General features: G+C 60.7%; 10 protein-coding genes. 4 read left to right on the forward strand and 6 right to left on the reverse strand.

The window, feature by feature from the left end:
- Positions 1 to 32 precede the first annotated feature (32 nt).
- The 4 genes from lon to CAF77_RS22585 all read right to left on the reverse strand — a co-directional run bounded on the left by lon (position 33) and on the right by CAF77_RS22585 (position 7998).
- On the reverse strand, positions 33 to 2456 hold the full coding sequence (gene lon, locus CAF77_RS22570) for an endopeptidase La (RefSeq protein WP_064383890.1): 2424 nt from the start codon (positions 2454 to 2456) through the stop codon (positions 33 to 35).
- Between the two features lie 742 nt (positions 2457 to 3198).
- The gene (locus CAF77_RS22575) at positions 3199 to 3573 is read right to left on the reverse strand and encodes a DUF6124 family protein (RefSeq protein ID WP_064383889.1); all 375 of its coding nucleotides are present in this window, start codon (positions 3571 to 3573) and stop codon (positions 3199 to 3201) included.
- Positions 3574 to 3984: 411 nt separating this feature from the next.
- The gene (locus CAF77_RS22580) at positions 3985 to 6396 is read right to left on the reverse strand and encodes a glucose/quinate/shikimate family membrane-bound PQQ-dependent dehydrogenase (RefSeq protein WP_064383888.1); all 2412 of its coding nucleotides are present in this window, start codon (positions 6394 to 6396) and stop codon (positions 3985 to 3987) included.
- Between the two features lie 240 nt (positions 6397 to 6636).
- Complete coding sequence (locus CAF77_RS22585; RefSeq protein ID WP_064383887.1) at positions 6637 to 7998, reverse strand: carbohydrate porin; 1362 nt, start codon at positions 7996 to 7998, stop codon at positions 6637 to 6639.
- Between the two features lie 301 nt (positions 7999 to 8299).
- On the opposite strand from CAF77_RS22585, the gene CAF77_RS22590 reads away from it, so the two are divergent.
- Both CAF77_RS22590 and CAF77_RS22595 read left to right on the forward strand, forming a co-directional pair.
- The gene (locus tag CAF77_RS22590; RefSeq protein ID WP_007956650.1) at positions 8300 to 8530 is read left to right on the forward strand and encodes a VF530 family DNA-binding protein; all 231 of its coding nucleotides are present in this window, start codon (positions 8300 to 8302) and stop codon (positions 8528 to 8530) included.
- Between the two features lies 1 nt (position 8531).
- Entirely contained in the window at positions 8532 to 9170 is a 639-nt protein-coding gene (locus CAF77_RS22595; protein WP_064383886.1) for a Pr6Pr family membrane protein, read from the forward strand.
- Positions 9171 to 9188: 18 nt separating this feature from the next.
- Here CAF77_RS22595 and CAF77_RS22600 read toward each other — a convergent pair whose 3' ends face one another.
- Together CAF77_RS22600 and CAF77_RS22605 are read right to left on the reverse strand one after the other, a co-directional pair.
- Positions 9189 to 9974, reverse strand: coding sequence for a siderophore-interacting protein (locus tag CAF77_RS22600; RefSeq protein WP_064383885.1), 786 nt, complete (start codon positions 9972 to 9974; stop codon positions 9189 to 9191).
- On the reverse strand, positions 9971 to 10546 hold the full coding sequence (locus tag CAF77_RS22605) for a PadR family transcriptional regulator (protein WP_085655315.1): 576 nt from the start codon (positions 10544 to 10546) through the stop codon (positions 9971 to 9973). The genes CAF77_RS22600 and CAF77_RS22605 overlap by 4 nt, the downstream gene beginning before the upstream one ends.
- A gap of 503 nt (positions 10547 to 11049) precedes the next feature.
- Between CAF77_RS22605 and CAF77_RS22610 the strand changes: the two genes are divergently transcribed.
- Together CAF77_RS22610 and CAF77_RS22615 are read left to right on the forward strand one after the other, a co-directional pair.
- Positions 11050 to 11544, forward strand: a complete 495-nt coding sequence (locus tag CAF77_RS22610) for a CS1 type fimbrial major subunit (protein WP_011335783.1) — start codon at positions 11050 to 11052, stop codon at positions 11542 to 11544.
- 82 nt (positions 11545 to 11626) lie between these two features.
- A complete protein-coding gene (locus CAF77_RS22615; RefSeq protein ID WP_085655316.1) occupies positions 11627 to 14149 on the forward strand; it encodes a CS1-pili formation C-terminal domain-containing protein in 2523 nt (840 codons plus the stop codon).
- The last annotated feature ends 2 nt before the right edge of the window (positions 14150 to 14151 follow it).

Genomic DNA, 14151 nt, shown 5'->3' on the forward strand with positions numbered 1-14151 from the left:
GCCTCGTCCAATGGGCGGGGCCAGTCTTCAAATTAGAAAAGCACCTTCGCCACATCCGAAAACTTCTTGGCGAAATGCACAGTGATGCCTTCCTTCAAGTAATCTGGCAGTTCCTCGAAGTTACCCCGGTTCGGCTCCGGCAAAATCAACTCGAAAATCTTCTGCCGTCTTGCCGCAATTACTTTCTCACGCACCCCGCCAATCGGTAGCACATGGCCGGTCAGCGTCAGCTCGCCGGTCATCGCCACGCCTTTTTTCGGCGGCTGATTACGGGCGAGGGAGAGCAGGGCGCTGGCCATGGTCACGCCGGCGCTCGGGCCGTCTTTCGGTGTCGCACCTTCCGGCACGTGCAGGTGGACGAAAGCTTCGTCGAAGAATTTCGCGTCACCACCGAACTGTTTCAGGTGCGAGCTGACGTAGCTGTAGGCGATCTCCGCCGACTCCTTCATCACATCGCCCAGTTGCCCGGTGAGTTTGAAACCTCGATTGAGCGTGTGAATCCGCGTCGCTTCAATCGGCAGTGTCGCGCCGCCCATACTGGTCCAGGCAAGTCCCGTGATCACGCCGGTGCCGGACAGCACTTGTTCGTTGCGGAACACCGGATGGCCGAGGGACGCTTCGAGGTCTTTCGGGCCGATCTTGATCGCCGCTTTCGGGTCGTCGATCAGCTTCATCACCGCTTTGCGCACCAGTTTGCCCATCTGTTTTTCCAGCTGGCGCACGCCGGCTTCACGGGCGTAACCGTCGATCAAGGCTTTGAGCGCCGGGTCGCTGATACTCAGGCTGCCCTTGGACACGCCGGCCTTTTCCAGCAGTTTCGGCCACAGGTGGCGCTTGGCGATGGCGACTTTTTCTTCGGTGATGTAGCCCGACAGGCGAATCACTTCCATCCGGTCCAGCAACGGGCCGGGAATCGAATCCAGGGTGTTGGCGGTGCAGACGAACAGGACTTTCGACAGGTCCATCCGCAGGTCCAGATAGTGGTCGAGGAATTCGACGTTCTGTTCCGGGTCGAGGGTTTCGAGCAGCGCCGAGGCCGGGTCGCCCTGGTAGCTCTGACCCATTTTGTCGATCTCGTCGAGCATGATCACCGGGTTCATCACTTCGACGTCTTTCAACGCCTGCACGAGTTTGCCCGGCTGCGCGCCGATGTAGGTGCGGCGGTGGCCCTTGATCTCGGCTTCGTCGCGCATGCCGCCGAGGCTGAAGCGGTAGAACGGCCGGCCGAGCGATTCGGCGATCGATTTGCCGACACTGGTTTTACCCACGCCCGGCGGGCCGACCAGCAGCACGATGGAGCCGCTGATCTCGCCTTTATAGGCACCGACCGCGAGGAATTCGAGAATGCGGTCCTTGATGTCGTCGAGGCCGGCGTGGTGTTTGTCCAGCACCTTGCGCGCGTGCTTGAGGTCGAGTTTGTCCTCGCCATACACGCCCCACGGTACCGAGGTCGCCCAGTCGAGGTAATTGCGGGTGACCGCGTACTCCGGCGATCCGGTCTCGAGGATCGACAGTTTGTTCATCTCTTCTTCGAGACGTTTTTGCACCTGCGTCGGCAGGACCTTGCCTTCCAGACGCTGCTCGAACTGCTCGAGGTCGGCGCTGCGGTCGTCCTTGGTCAGGCCGAGTTCCTGCTGGATGACCTTGAGCTGTTCTTTAAGGAAGAACTCGCGCTGGTGCTCGCCGATCTTGCGGTTCACTTCGGCGGAGATTTCTTTCTGCAGGCGCGCGACTTCGACTTCCTTGCGCAGCATCGGCAGGACTTTTTCCATGCGCTTGAGCATCGGCACGCAGTCGAGCACTTCCTGCAGCTCATTGCCGGTCGCCGATGTGAGGGCGGCGGCGAAGTCGGTCAGCGGCGACGGATCGTTGGGGCTGAAGCGGTTGAGGTAGTTCTTCAGCTCTTCGCTGTACAGCGGGTTGAGCGGCAGCAGTTCCTTGATCGCGTTGATCAGCGCCATGCCGTAGGCCTTGACCTCGTCGGTCGGCTCGGTGGGCTGGTGCGGGTATTCGACTTCCACCAGATACGGCGGGCGATGGTGTTTGAGCCAGGTCTTGATGCGCACGCGACTCAGGCCCTGGGCGACGAATTGCAGTTTGCCGTTTTCGCGGCTGGCGTGGTGCACCTTGACCAGGGTGCCGTATTGCGGCAATGCCTTGGTGTCGAAGTGGCGCGGGTCTTCCTGGGGTGTGTCCATGAAGAACAGGGCCAGGGAGTGGTGTTCGGATTTGCTGACCAGTTCGAGGGTTTCGGCCCAGGGTTCTTCGTTGACGATGACCGGCAGGACCTGGGCAGGGAAGAACGGGCGGTTGTGGATCGGGATGATGTAGACCTTGTCCGGCAGGTTCTGGCCGGGCAGGGCCAGGCCTTTGCCGGGGACGTGGTGTTCGATGTGTTCGGCGTCGGTTTCGGTGATGTCGTCGGGGTTTTCGGGGAATTCTTGCTGGTCGCTCATGGGGCACCTGCGCAATTGGGTATGGCTGTTAGATGGGGCAGGGTTTGGGTGGTTTCAATGGGGGTGGGTGTTTCTGCTTGTGTGTTCAGGGTTTTGACAGGGTTTTGGGGGTTGGGCTTGGCGGCCTTTGGGCCGACCATGCTCTGGGGTTTTGGGTGAATATCCGTTTCTTCGGGTGCGCCCGCTGGCGGTTTCGCCCTTACGGCGAGGCACTTTTTTCAAACGCCAAAAAAGTACCCAAAAAGGCTCGTCCCGGCGTTCGGCCCTCGCAGGCTCGGGTTCCTTCGCTCCGGCGTCCCTCCGGGGGCATCGACTTCGTCGATGAGTTCGGCTTCGCCAAACGGCGCTGCGCGCCAATCCCCGGATGAACACCTCCACTCAGCCTTCCGAAGGGACGGGTGGATCAAGATCAAGAGCTTTGTCGAGCTAACGCTCATCCTGTTTTTTGGGGAGCCATGCGCGGGTTGGTCGACCGGGGAATGGAACCTGGCAGGGCGTAGGCCCTCCCGCGCATGGCTGTAACTTGATCGTTCCCACGCTCTGCGTGGGAATGCAGCCCGGGACGCTCTGCGTCCCAATCGATCTGCCAGCGAATGCGGTTTGTGGCTGGCAGTCGATTCCGTCAGGGCGACTTTGATCGTTCCCACGCTCTGCGTGGGAATGCAGCCCGGGACGCTCTGCGTCCCAGTCGATCTGCCAGCGAATGCGGTTTGTGGCTGGCAGTCGATTTTGTCAGGGCGGCTTAGCTGTGTGTTGGGTAACGTTGTACTTCGACGTTATCCAGCACCCGATTCACCGCCAGTTCCGCCAGCATGATCACCTGCTGAATCCCCAGGATCCGATGCCGCTGCGGCGTATCGACAAAAGCCGCTACATCACTGGCCATGACGCTTGCTGTAGCCAGGGACTCACAGGCATGGGCCAACAGGCTTTCATCGTCCATGTCTGGCGAGATCTGGAACATCTGGCTCGGTCGGCGGCCGGGGCATTTTTTTGGAATCGGATTGAAATGGTGGTCGAGCGCGCGTTCGGCGGCTTCGTGGAGTTTCTTCGAATCGGCGGATTCGTAGGGTGAGGTGTCGTTTGATTCGGGGGGATTCGGTGTTGGCTTTTTCATGGTGGAACTCCAAGTGACAAATTGAGCTACCACGAATCGCTGCGAAGCGATGGAGGGTGGCAGCTGTGCGCGGGTTCGCAGACCGGATCACTTGGCAAACTCCGGCATACCCGAAGGTATCCCGCGCACAGCCACCATAAGCAAACGAAAAGTACCGAGGCACTTCAGTTTGGGGTGGCGATTATGCACCAAGTGAGTTGAGCGGACTGCGAAGCCCGTTCGCTGAATGTTTCAGCGACCCCCAAAGCCTATCCACCCCATTTCCGAGCCACAACCGACGCGACATGTCAGAAACATCCCCCGCCAAAACCCCGTCTGTAGGACATAAACACCCCGTTTAAAAACCGCAGCCCACAAAAAAAGGCGACACCCCTCACAGGGCATCGCCTTTTTCCTTACCGCCGCTAAAACTTATTCCGGCAGTTTGTACGCAATCACATAGTCACCCATCTTGGTGCCCAGCGAGCCGTGACCACCGACAACGAGCAGGACGTATTGCTTGCCGTCCTTGCCGGTGTAGGTCATCGGGGTCGCTTGGCCGCCGGCAGGCAGGCGCGATTTCCACAGTTCTTTACCGGTGTTCACGTCGTAGGCGCGCAGGTACTGGTCCAGCGTGCCGCTGAGGAAGCCGACGCCGCCGGCAGTGACGATCGAGCCGCCCATGCTTGGCACGCCCAGGGTGAAGCCGATCGGGATTGGCGAGCTGTCGCGGCTGGTGCCGTTCTTGCGTTTCCAGACGACTTTGCCGGTGGTCAGGTCGATACCGGCGACGTAGCCCCAGGCCGGGGCCTGGCACGGTACGCCCAGTGGCGACATGAACGGGTGCATGATCACCGCGTATGGCGCGCCGGTGTTCGGTTGCACGCCAGCGGTTTCGCTCTCGCGTTTGCTGCCGGCGGCGACTTTTTCGCGCGGCACCATTTTCGAGACGAAGGCCATGTAGTTCGGGCTGGTGAACAGCATCTGGCGAACCGGGTCGACAGAGACGCCGCCCCAGTTGAACACGCCGACGTTACCCGGATAGATCAGGCTGCCCTGTTCCGACGGAGGCGTGTATTGGCCTTCGTAGCGCAGTTCCTTGAACTGGATGCGGCACAGCATCTGGTCGAACGGGCTGGCGCCCCACATGGCTTTTTCGGTCAGTTCCGGGGCCAGCAGGTTCAGGTCCGAACGGGCCTGGGTCGGGGCGGTGTGGTCGCCTTTCACGGCGCCTTGCGGAACCGGGATCTCGCGGATCGGGATGATCGGCGTGCCGTCGCGACGGTCGAGGACGTACAGGCTGCCCTGTTTGGTCGGGGCGATCAGCGCAGGCTTGATGCCGTCGGCGGTTTTCATGTCCAGCAGGGTTGGCTGGCTGCCGACGTCCATGTCCCACAGGTCGTGGTGGGTGAACTGGTAGTTCCAGCGCACTTTACCGGTGGCCAGGTCCAGAGCCACGACGCCGGCGCTGAATTTCTCGGCGCCCGGGGTGCGGTCGGCGCCCCACTGGTCAGGAGTCTGGTTGCCCAGTGGCAGGTAAACCATGCCGAGTTTTTCATCGACGCTGGCCAGCGACCACATGTTGGCCGAGTTGCGGCTGTAGGTTTCGCCCGGCGCCAAAGGCTCGGTGGCGTCTGGCTTGTCGCTGTCCCAGTTCCACACGAGGTGACCGTCACGCACGTCGAAGGCGCGGATCACGCCCGATGGCTCGTTGGTCGATTCGTTGTCGGTCACGTGGCCGCCCATGATCACCAGATCACGGGTGATCGCGGCAGGCGAGGTGGAGTAGTAGCCACCCGCGGTGAACGGGCCGATACCCTGGGTCAGGTCAACCACGCCTTTATTGCCGAAGCCTTCGCAGATTTTGCCGGTGTCGGCGTTGAGTGCGATCAGTCGGGCATCGGCGGTCGGCAGGTACAGGCGACGCGGGCAGGCCTGGGCGACGGCTTTGCCGGCCTCGGAGATGACAGCGGACGCGGCGTTTTCAGACTTGGCGTACGCGGCTTCGTCGTAGTACGACACGCCACGGCAGGTCATGTGCGCGAAGCCCTTGAAGCCGACCGGACTCTTGATCTGCGGGTCGAAGCGCCACAGTTCCTTGCCGGTGTCCGGATCCAGCGCCAGCACTTTGCTGTGGGCGGTGCAGGCGTAGAGCATGCCGTTGGCTTTGAGCGGGGTGTTTTCGTTGGTCAGCTCCACCGGGTCATCGGCAGTCGGCAGGTCGCCGGTCTGGATGCGCCAGGCTTCCTGCAGCTTGCCGACGTTGGCCGGGGTGATCTGCTTCAGCGGCGAGTAGCGGTCACCGAATTCGGTGCGGCCGTAGGCCTGCCAGTCGCCATCAGGCATGGCTGGCGCGGTGCTGGTGGTGTCGGCGGTGTCGCGACCCAGTTCGCCAAAGATTTCGCCCGGGTGGGTGAAGAGGCTGGCCAGGGCGGTGACGCCGGCCAGAATCACGGCCACGGTCAGGCCGCCGGTGCCCATCGGCGCCGGGCCCGCGAGCAGCAGCGGGCGACGGAACCACGGCAGCAGCATCACGAAACCGAGGACAAACCACAGCGCCAGACGCGGCACCAGTTGCCACCAGTCCAGGCCGACTTCCCACAACGCCCAGACGGTACTGGCAAACAGCACGATGGCGTACAGGCCCAATGCTGCGCGACGACGCATCAGCATCAGAATGCCGGTCAGCGTGATGCCGATACCGGCCAGCAGGTAATACAGTGAGCCGCCGAGCGTACTCAGCTTGATTCCCCCGGCCAGCATGGCCAGGCCCATCAGCAGAAGCAGAATGCCGAGCAGGTTCGGCAGAAGACGGCTTCGACTCGAAGCACCTTCAGTGCTCATAGTGTGATTCTCCGTGACGTTTATGTAGTCCCGCGCTGTAGTCACTTTAGATGACGATTTGGCGTGGGCATGGTTCAGATAAAAACTTGTCTTGCTATCGAATTTTTCTTCGATCCCTGTGGGAGCTGGCTTGCCAGCGATGGCGATCTATCTGCCGGCATATCTGCTGTCTGACCCACCGCTATCGCTGGCAAGTCGAATCGTCGCACCGCAGCTCCCACAGGTTTCTTTGTCGTTCTTTTAGAACGACGACTGGACCTTGATCCCGCCGATCAGTGCGTCATCGACCTTGTCCACACCGCCCGGATGGCGGATGTATTGCAGGTTCGGGCGCACGGTCAGCCAGTTGGTGACGTGCACGCCGTAGTAGAGTTCGGCGCTGTATTCGGTGTCCTGCGGTGGCAGGAACGACGGATCGTCGTAGTCGTAGACGGCGCGGGCCTGGTTGGTCGCTTCGGCGTTTTTGCGGTAGGCCGGGTTGACGTGGACGCGGGCCAGGGCGAAACCGATGTCGTCCTTGGCGCGGGCGTCGAACAGGCCTTTGTAGACCAGGCCGGCCTGGACGTAGTTGTCGATGGCGTTGGTCTTCTTGTCGTGCATGGTGCCGTTGGCGAACACGCTCAGGCCGCGGGAGTTGTCGCTGGCGACGCTGGTGATCTGCTGCTGCACGCCGAGCCATACGCCGTGTTTGCTCGAGGCGCTGCGATAGGCTTCGCCGCTCAGGGCTGCCGGCTGGCCGTTGCTGTCTTTATAGGCGTCGGTAGCCTTGGCGTTGCTGTAGTAGTAACCGGCGCGGTATTCGCCCGGCAGGCCGTTGAGCTTGGGCTTCCACACCAGTTCGATCGGCAGGATTGCGCCCTGGGTGCCGCTGCCGCTGAGCTTGAAGCCGTTACCGCGATCAAGGTTCGACGGGTTCTGCTCATAGGCGCCGACTTGCGCGTACAGCTCTGACGTCAGGTGATATTTGACGCGCAGCGCCCATTGGCTGACCGGCCAGTTGTACCAGATGCCGCCGACCCAGTTGCCGACCTGCGAGCCGCAGAACGCCAGGTTCTGGAAGTCGCACGGGAAGCTGTTGAAGTCTTCGCCTTCACCGAAGCGGCCGACCTTGATGTCGAGCTTCTGGTCGAAGAATTTCTGCTGGTACCACATCTGCGTCAGGCGGGTGGTCTGGCCACGGCCCCAGACTTCCTGGGCCGAGGTGAAGCCTCCGACGCGCGGGTCGTTGATGCGGTCGTTGCTGATGTTGTTGCCGCTGCGTTTGGTCACGGTCAACTGGAATTCGGCGTCGTTCCAGCCGAGCAGTTTTTGCAGGTCCAGATGAGTGCCGAGGCCCCATTGGTCGCTGTAGCGCGCGGTGCGGTCGTGGTCGTAGCCGCCGTGCAGGTTGCTGCCCATTTCGCCGGTGTAGTCGAGCTTGAAGTCGATACCTTTTGCCGCGAGTTCGCTGCGGGTGCCGTTCCAGTCACCGAGCATCCACGGTGATTCACTGTCGAAGGCCGGGGCGGCCTGGGTGCAGGTGGCGAGGCCAAGGGCGGTGCAGCCGCCGATCAGGCGCAGGGTTGAGATAGCGCTGTCTCGGGAGAACGGAAAATCGGGCATGAATTGGGTCTTTCTTGATCTTTTTTGGGGGATAAACTGGCCGCTACGATTTGACGCAGGCAGTGAAGCGGTTCAGCAGAAGGGCGGCAGGATAATGTCCTGTTACAAAAACACAAAGGGCTTTTGCTGACATGAACCCTTTCGGATTCGGTAACAGTGCGGCAATACAGCGCATTGCAGGCGTTGGCGCAGGCTGCGATCTTCTCCGGTTGGCCTACATTTAATCCAAGGCCTTCCACCCGCCCATGCCCTCGGCTAAGGTGCGCGGCTTCTGCATTTTTACTTCGCCCAAAGGCCCGGCATGAACGACCACAACCCCGATCCGCTGCACGGCGTGACCCTCGAACAGATCCTCAATGCGCTGGTGACCCACTACGAATGGTCGGGCCTGGCCGAGCGCATCGACATCCGTTGCTTCAAGAGCGATCCGACCATCAAGTCGAGCCTGACCTTTCTGCGCAAGACGCCGTGGGCGCGGGAGAAAGTCGAGCGGCTGTACGTGAAACTGATGCGCACCAAGCGTCCGCTCTGAGATGAACGCCGTCTTGCGGCGACGCCTGATCACTTCGGTTGCGGTGCTGGGCTGGGCCGGGCTGGGAATTCAGCTGTACCTGATTTTCTTCGCCCGGCTGAGCGTCGGCGCCAGTCTGCTGGGCGGGCTGGTGAGTTTCTTCAGTTATTTCACCGTGCTCACCAACACCCTGGTGGCTGTGGTGCTGACCTGCGCGGTGGCCGATCGTGAATCCACCGCGCGGCGCTGGTTTCTGCAACCCTGGGTCAGCAGTGGTATCGCGGTGAGCATTGCCGTAGTGGGACTGGCCTACAGCATTCTGCTGCGACATCTGTGGCACCCGCAGGGCTGGCAGTTTATCGCTGACGAATTGCTCCACGACGTAATGCCGCTGCTGTTTCTGGCTTATTGGTGGTTGTGTGTGCCGAAGGGCTCTTTGCGTCTGAAGCACCTGCCGCTTTGGCTGATCTATCCGCTGGTGTACTTCGCCTATGCGCTGTTGCGCGGGCATTTGCTGGGGGCTTACGCGTATCCGTTCATTGACGTGGCCCTGCTGGGTTATCCACAGGTGTTCGTCAATGCCGGGGGGATTCTGCTGGGGTTTGTGCTGATGGCGTTGCTGGTGATCGGGATTGATCGCTGGCAGGGGCGGCGCCTTTAGCAGCGCCGCCGCTCGTATTCACTCTTCTTCGGAGCCTTCTGCGCGCCAGTAACCGACCGCTTTGACGAACTTCTCGTCGAGTCCGTGTTCATCGAGCAGCACCCGGCGGATCTGCCGCGAAACCTTGGTCTCGGTCGCCACCCACGCATAAAGATTGCCCTTGGGCACCTGCAATTGTTTGACAGTGGTCAGCAGGTTGTCCTTGCCGCCCTCGCGCAGCACCCAGATCACGTTGACCTGCGCCGCACTTTCCAGCGTTTGCTGCTCCTTGCCATTCTCCACTTCGATCACCACCAGCGCCTTGCGATTGGCCGCCAGTCCTTCCAGGCGGCGGGCGATGGCGGGCAGGGCGGTTTCGTCGCCGATCAGCAGGTAGCTGTCGAAAATGTCCGGCACGATCATCGAGCCACGCGGGCCGCCGATGTGCAGGAACTGCCCCGGTTTGGCCTGTTCCGCCCAGGTCGAGGCAGGGCCGTCGCCGTGCAGGACGAAATCGATGTCCAGTTCAAGCTTGTCCAGATCATAACGACGCGGGGTGTAGTCGCGCATCTCGGGCATCGGCACGTCGCTCTTGCCGGCGCCGAGCACCAGGGTTTCCAGCGCGGCGGCCTGTTCGGCGTTCTGCGGGAACAGCAGTTTGACGTGATCGTCGGTGCCGAGGCTGATGAAACCTGCCAGTTCCGGCCCGCCGAGGGTGATGCGGCGCATGCGTGGAGTCAGGTCGACCACCCGCAACACTTCCAGGCGGCGACGTTTGATTTCATGCATGACGCGGTGAATGGTTTGGGTATCGACTGCGGTCATTCGGCTTTCTCCGGGGCAGGTTGAACGGCGGGGCCGTCGACGATGGCTTTGGCGGTGTCGTTGAGCAGGTCGCGCACTCGCAGGATTTCTTCCGGGCTCCAGCGCCCGTGGTGCATTTGCAGGGCGTGGCGCAGGTTGTGCACCGCTTCATGGATTTCCGGCGGCCGGTCGTGGCCGCGCAGCGAGCGCTTGCTGACGTCGATGCGCATGCGCACGCCGTCCAGCGCCACCGCTTGTTCGCTGAGGGATTGGCGGCCGACATCAGTCACTGCGTAACGCTTTTTGCCGCCCTCGGCGTCGCCGGTGATCATTTCGCTCTCTTCGAGGAATGTCAGGGTCGGGTAGATCACGCCGGGGCTGGGGCTGTAGGCGCCGTCGAACATGGTTTCGATCTGGCGGATCAGGTCGTAACCGTGGCACGGCTGCTCGGCGATCAGCGCCAGCAGCAGCAATTTCAGATCGCCCGGAGCGAATACACGCGGGCCGCGACCGCCGCGTTCGCGACCATGGCGCTTTTCGAAGCCGTCACGGCTGTCGCCTTGCTCGCGGTGGGGGGAATGATGGTCTCTCATTTCAGTGTTCTCTCGTCGTGTTTAGATACAACTTAAGATATATCTTTTGCTGCGGGCAAGGGCTTTTTCACTGAGCGTGCCTTCTCCCTGACGAGCGGTGGGCGGATCTGAAGCCGAATTTCGAGCGTCTGTAACACTGAGAAATATCTGTATCAATGACCGGAAAGTTAAAGTTGAAACTCTATAAATGATTGAGTAAATGCTTTGGAAAGTGCAATTATCCTTGCATTGCTTAGTTGGAATTGCTGTGTGGTTTTTTATATGAAACTGTATGTAGGGTTAAACTGACAGTCGTTATTTTGAATATCGAAAATATCGCGTTTTTTCTTTCTGGTCATGAGCTGGTTTAACTACAAGTTTGTGGGAAGTTGCCTGCTTACATTCCGGAGTGAACAGTCGATCATGCCCCGGCGTTGAAACTTCATGTCAACACAGCCCCTGTCGGCGTGAATGATTTGAAGGTTCAACGCTTCGATCCTTTAAAAGAAAACAGGTACTGACCGATGTTCAAGAAAATCGCTTTCGCTGCCCCACTGGCTGTTCTGGCTCTGAGCTCTTCCGTGGTCTTCGCTGCCGGTGAAGCACGTCACTCCATCAGCCTGGTCGCCCATGTACCGACCAACGGATTCTATGTGGTGCCAACGGATGCTGACCTGGTCAACAAGGATCAGGACATGAGCTTCAGCCCGATTACCGGAACCATGAAACCCGTGGAAGGTTTCTTCGATGTGCGCAACACCAACGGTTCGGTTCATGGCTATCTGGAAGGCGTGCCGAAACTGGTCGGCGGCTCAAGCATCATTGATCTCAAAGTCGAGTTCAATAACAAGGTTCTGACCCAGACCCCGCAAATGGTTGTTGGCGAGGCCGAGTCCGATGTGAACTACCGTGCACCGCTGCGCATCACCGCCGCCGGCACCAACTTCACCCCGGGCGATTACACCGGCGCAGTCACCATGATGTTCGACGCTGTTCCTCCCGTCGGCGCCGCGCTCTAACCCTTGAAGTAACAAAAGCCGGCTGGCTGACGCGAATGTCTGTCAGCCGGACTTTTTCCGATCGCCATCAGAGTCCGTGTTCATGTTCCCGATGACCCCCGTCGCGGCTGCGTTTGCGCTGTTGTTGTGTGCTGGCGCAGTAGCGGCTCCCGAACCTGTCGGTACGACACCGCGTAGTTTGCTCGCGCAGGCCAAAGGCTTGCCGAAAGACTTCGAGGAGCACTTTTTTGATGTCCCCCTGGCTGTTCGGGTCGAACTCGATCAGCAGCCGCTGGGCGAGGCGATGATCGTGCTGTCTCGTGATGACCGCCTGACCCTGCTCGACTTCACCGATACCAGCGAAAACCGTTTCGGCGCCGTCGAACGGGAAAAATGGGCAAGCTACCTCAAACCCGGCGTGGCGCTGGGATCCTGCACCGGTCAATGCCCCGAGCAAATGCTGGCGGTGCACTACAACCTGGAAAATTCGCTGGTTTCCATCCTCACCGAGAATGCCGAGCGCGACACCGAGGCCAAGCGTTTTTACGACCAGCCGGATCAGGGCAGCACCGGCCTGATCGTGCGTAATCAGCTCAATCTCAATGGCGGCCAGGAGCAGGATCTGGGTGGGCGTTTCGGCCTCGAAGCCAGCAGCAGCCTAGGCAACTGGAGCCAGACGTTCAATATGCAACTGGCCCGCCTGGGTGGCCCCGACGACCAGCTCTATCACGCGGTCTACGAGCTGCACACGCAACGCGAACTGCAAGGCAGTTTTCTGCGCCTGGGCTATTTCACCCCCACGTCGGAAGGCTTGACCCGTCAGCCGCGTTCCTTTGGCACCAGCCCCGATACCACTGTGGGCGTGATGTACGGCAGTTCCGACAGCCTGGCGATCGACCTGCAAAACCCCAGCGTCTACCCGATCTATGTCACCGCCAACCGTCAGGCGTCGGTGGAAATCTACCGCGACGGACTGCTCATCAACACCCAGTCGGTGCCCGCCGGTTTGCAGACCCTCGACACCCGGCCCTTGCCCGGGGGCATTTATGAAGTGGAGGTGCGTCTGATCGAAGACGGCCAGACAACCTCGACCACCCAGGAGCTGGTCTACAAGCCGAACAACTGGCGCAACCCCGACGAGCGCTGGCGCTACAACCTGTTTGCCGGTCAGGAGACCAAGTTGCTCAGCAACTGGGACAAACAGGCCAGTGGCGACGCAACCGCCGGGGCTTCGCTCAACTACTTGCTGCACCCGCGGGTCATCCTCGGGCTGTCGGCGCGTCAAGTCCGGGAAAAGCTGCAATACGGCACTTCCGTCGACTGGACCCTGGCCAACAGCATCAGCCTGTATGCCAATTTCTACCAGACCGAGGACCATGGCACCGGTCTCGACCTGCAAGGCCTGTACAACTATGGCTCGGGCAGTCTGGTGATCAGTCACAACCGCAGCTGGCTGGACACCACTGACACCTACGACACCTTGCCTGACGGCACACGCATTCGTCAGCGCAATGTGTTCGTCGGGCAGACCAGCAATTCATCGCTGGCGCTCAATCATCGTCTCAGCCGCAACAGTTCGATCAACGCCCGGGTGGCTCACAGCGAGGGTAACGTCGAGGGCATCGGTGTCGACCTGGGCTGGACCCAGCGCACCACGGTGTTTGGCAGTGACTCGAACTGGCGTCTGTCAGTGTTCGACCGTCCCGGCAGTTACAGCAGTGGCGATGCACGCAACCGGGGCATCGATCTGAGCCTCAACGTGGCGCTCGGCGGTCCGGGTCAGCAGATTTCCGGCAGCATCGGCACCCGCACGGCCCGCGATGGCAGCCGTGATAACAACGCTTCTCTGGGTTATCGCAAAACCCTTGAAGGTCACGCGCTGCAGAGCGTGGCGGCAACGCTCATCACCGACACCTACGGAGTCGGTCTGAACGGCCAGGCATATTTCAGCACCGACAGTATCAACGGCGATGGTTTCGTTCAGCGCTCTTCCTACAACGGCAATTACACCGGGGGGCTGAACCTCGACAGCACCGTAGCGATTGGTGGGCAGCAGATCGTGATGACCAGCCAGCATCAGGGGCGAGGGGCGGGAATGATCGTGGATGTCGAGTCCGACATCGATGGCATCGCTTTGCGCGCCGACGACTTGAGTGGTGGCAGCGCAGCCCTGCGGCCGGGACGCAACTTCATTCCCCTCACGGCCTACAAGAACAGTTCCGTGAGCTTCGACTTCGAAGGCAACGACGTGCCGGCAGCGTCCATCGAACCGCCGCGCACCCGTTATCACTTGAACAAGGGCGGCGTGGAGTATCGCAAGGTGAAGGTGATGAAAACCCTGACCGTGCTCGGCCGTCTGCTCGACCCTCAGGGGCGACCGCTCAAGGGGCATCACGTCATCAATCACGCCAGCCGCGGAGTGAGCGAAGTGGACGGGTTCTTCTCCATGGAAATGAACGAGGGTTCTCCGACGCTGGAGGTTCGCTACGCGGACCAGTTGCTGTGCCAGTTCCGCCTCGATCCGCAACATGGGCGAGTGGAGAACAACGTGCTGATGATTGGTGACCTGCGTTGCAGCCCCGACACCCTGGCCGATGCCACATTCACCGATCAGAAGGCGGGCTGAGC

It is taken from the genome of Pseudomonas sp. R15(2017) (genome assembly GCF_002112685.1).
GTDB classification, from domain to species: domain Bacteria; phylum Pseudomonadota; class Gammaproteobacteria; order Pseudomonadales; family Pseudomonadaceae; genus Aquipseudomonas; species Aquipseudomonas glycinae.

Bases quoted from the DNA above. Each gene is read 5' to 3' on its own strand.
- lon (WP_064383890.1), bottom strand. From the start codon at position 2,456: ATGAGCGACCAGCAAGAATTCCCCGAAAACCCCGACGACATCACCGAA.
- CAF77_RS22575 (WP_064383889.1), bottom strand. From the start codon at position 3,573: ATGAAAAAGCCAACACCGAATCCCCCCGAATCAAACGACACCTCACCC.
- CAF77_RS22580 (WP_064383888.1), bottom strand. From the start codon at position 6,396: ATGAGCACTGAAGGTGCTTCGAGTCGAAGCCGTCTTCTGCCGAACCTG.
- CAF77_RS22585 (WP_064383887.1), bottom strand. From the start codon at position 7,998: ATGCCCGATTTTCCGTTCTCCCGAGACAGCGCTATCTCAACCCTGCGC.
- CAF77_RS22590 (WP_007956650.1), top strand. From the start codon at position 8,300: ATGAACGACCACAACCCCGATCCGCTGCACGGCGTGACCCTCGAACAG.
- CAF77_RS22595 (WP_064383886.1), top strand. From the start codon at position 8,532: ATGAACGCCGTCTTGCGGCGACGCCTGATCACTTCGGTTGCGGTGCTG.
- CAF77_RS22600 (WP_064383885.1), bottom strand. From the start codon at position 9,974: ATGACCGCAGTCGATACCCAAACCATTCACCGCGTCATGCATGAAATC.
- CAF77_RS22605 (WP_085655315.1), bottom strand. From the start codon at position 10,546: ATGAGAGACCATCATTCCCCCCACCGCGAGCAAGGCGACAGCCGTGAC.
- CAF77_RS22610 (WP_011335783.1), top strand. From the start codon at position 11,050: ATGTTCAAGAAAATCGCTTTCGCTGCCCCACTGGCTGTTCTGGCTCTG.
- CAF77_RS22615 (WP_085655316.1), top strand. From the start codon at position 11,627: ATGTTCCCGATGACCCCCGTCGCGGCTGCGTTTGCGCTGTTGTTGTGT.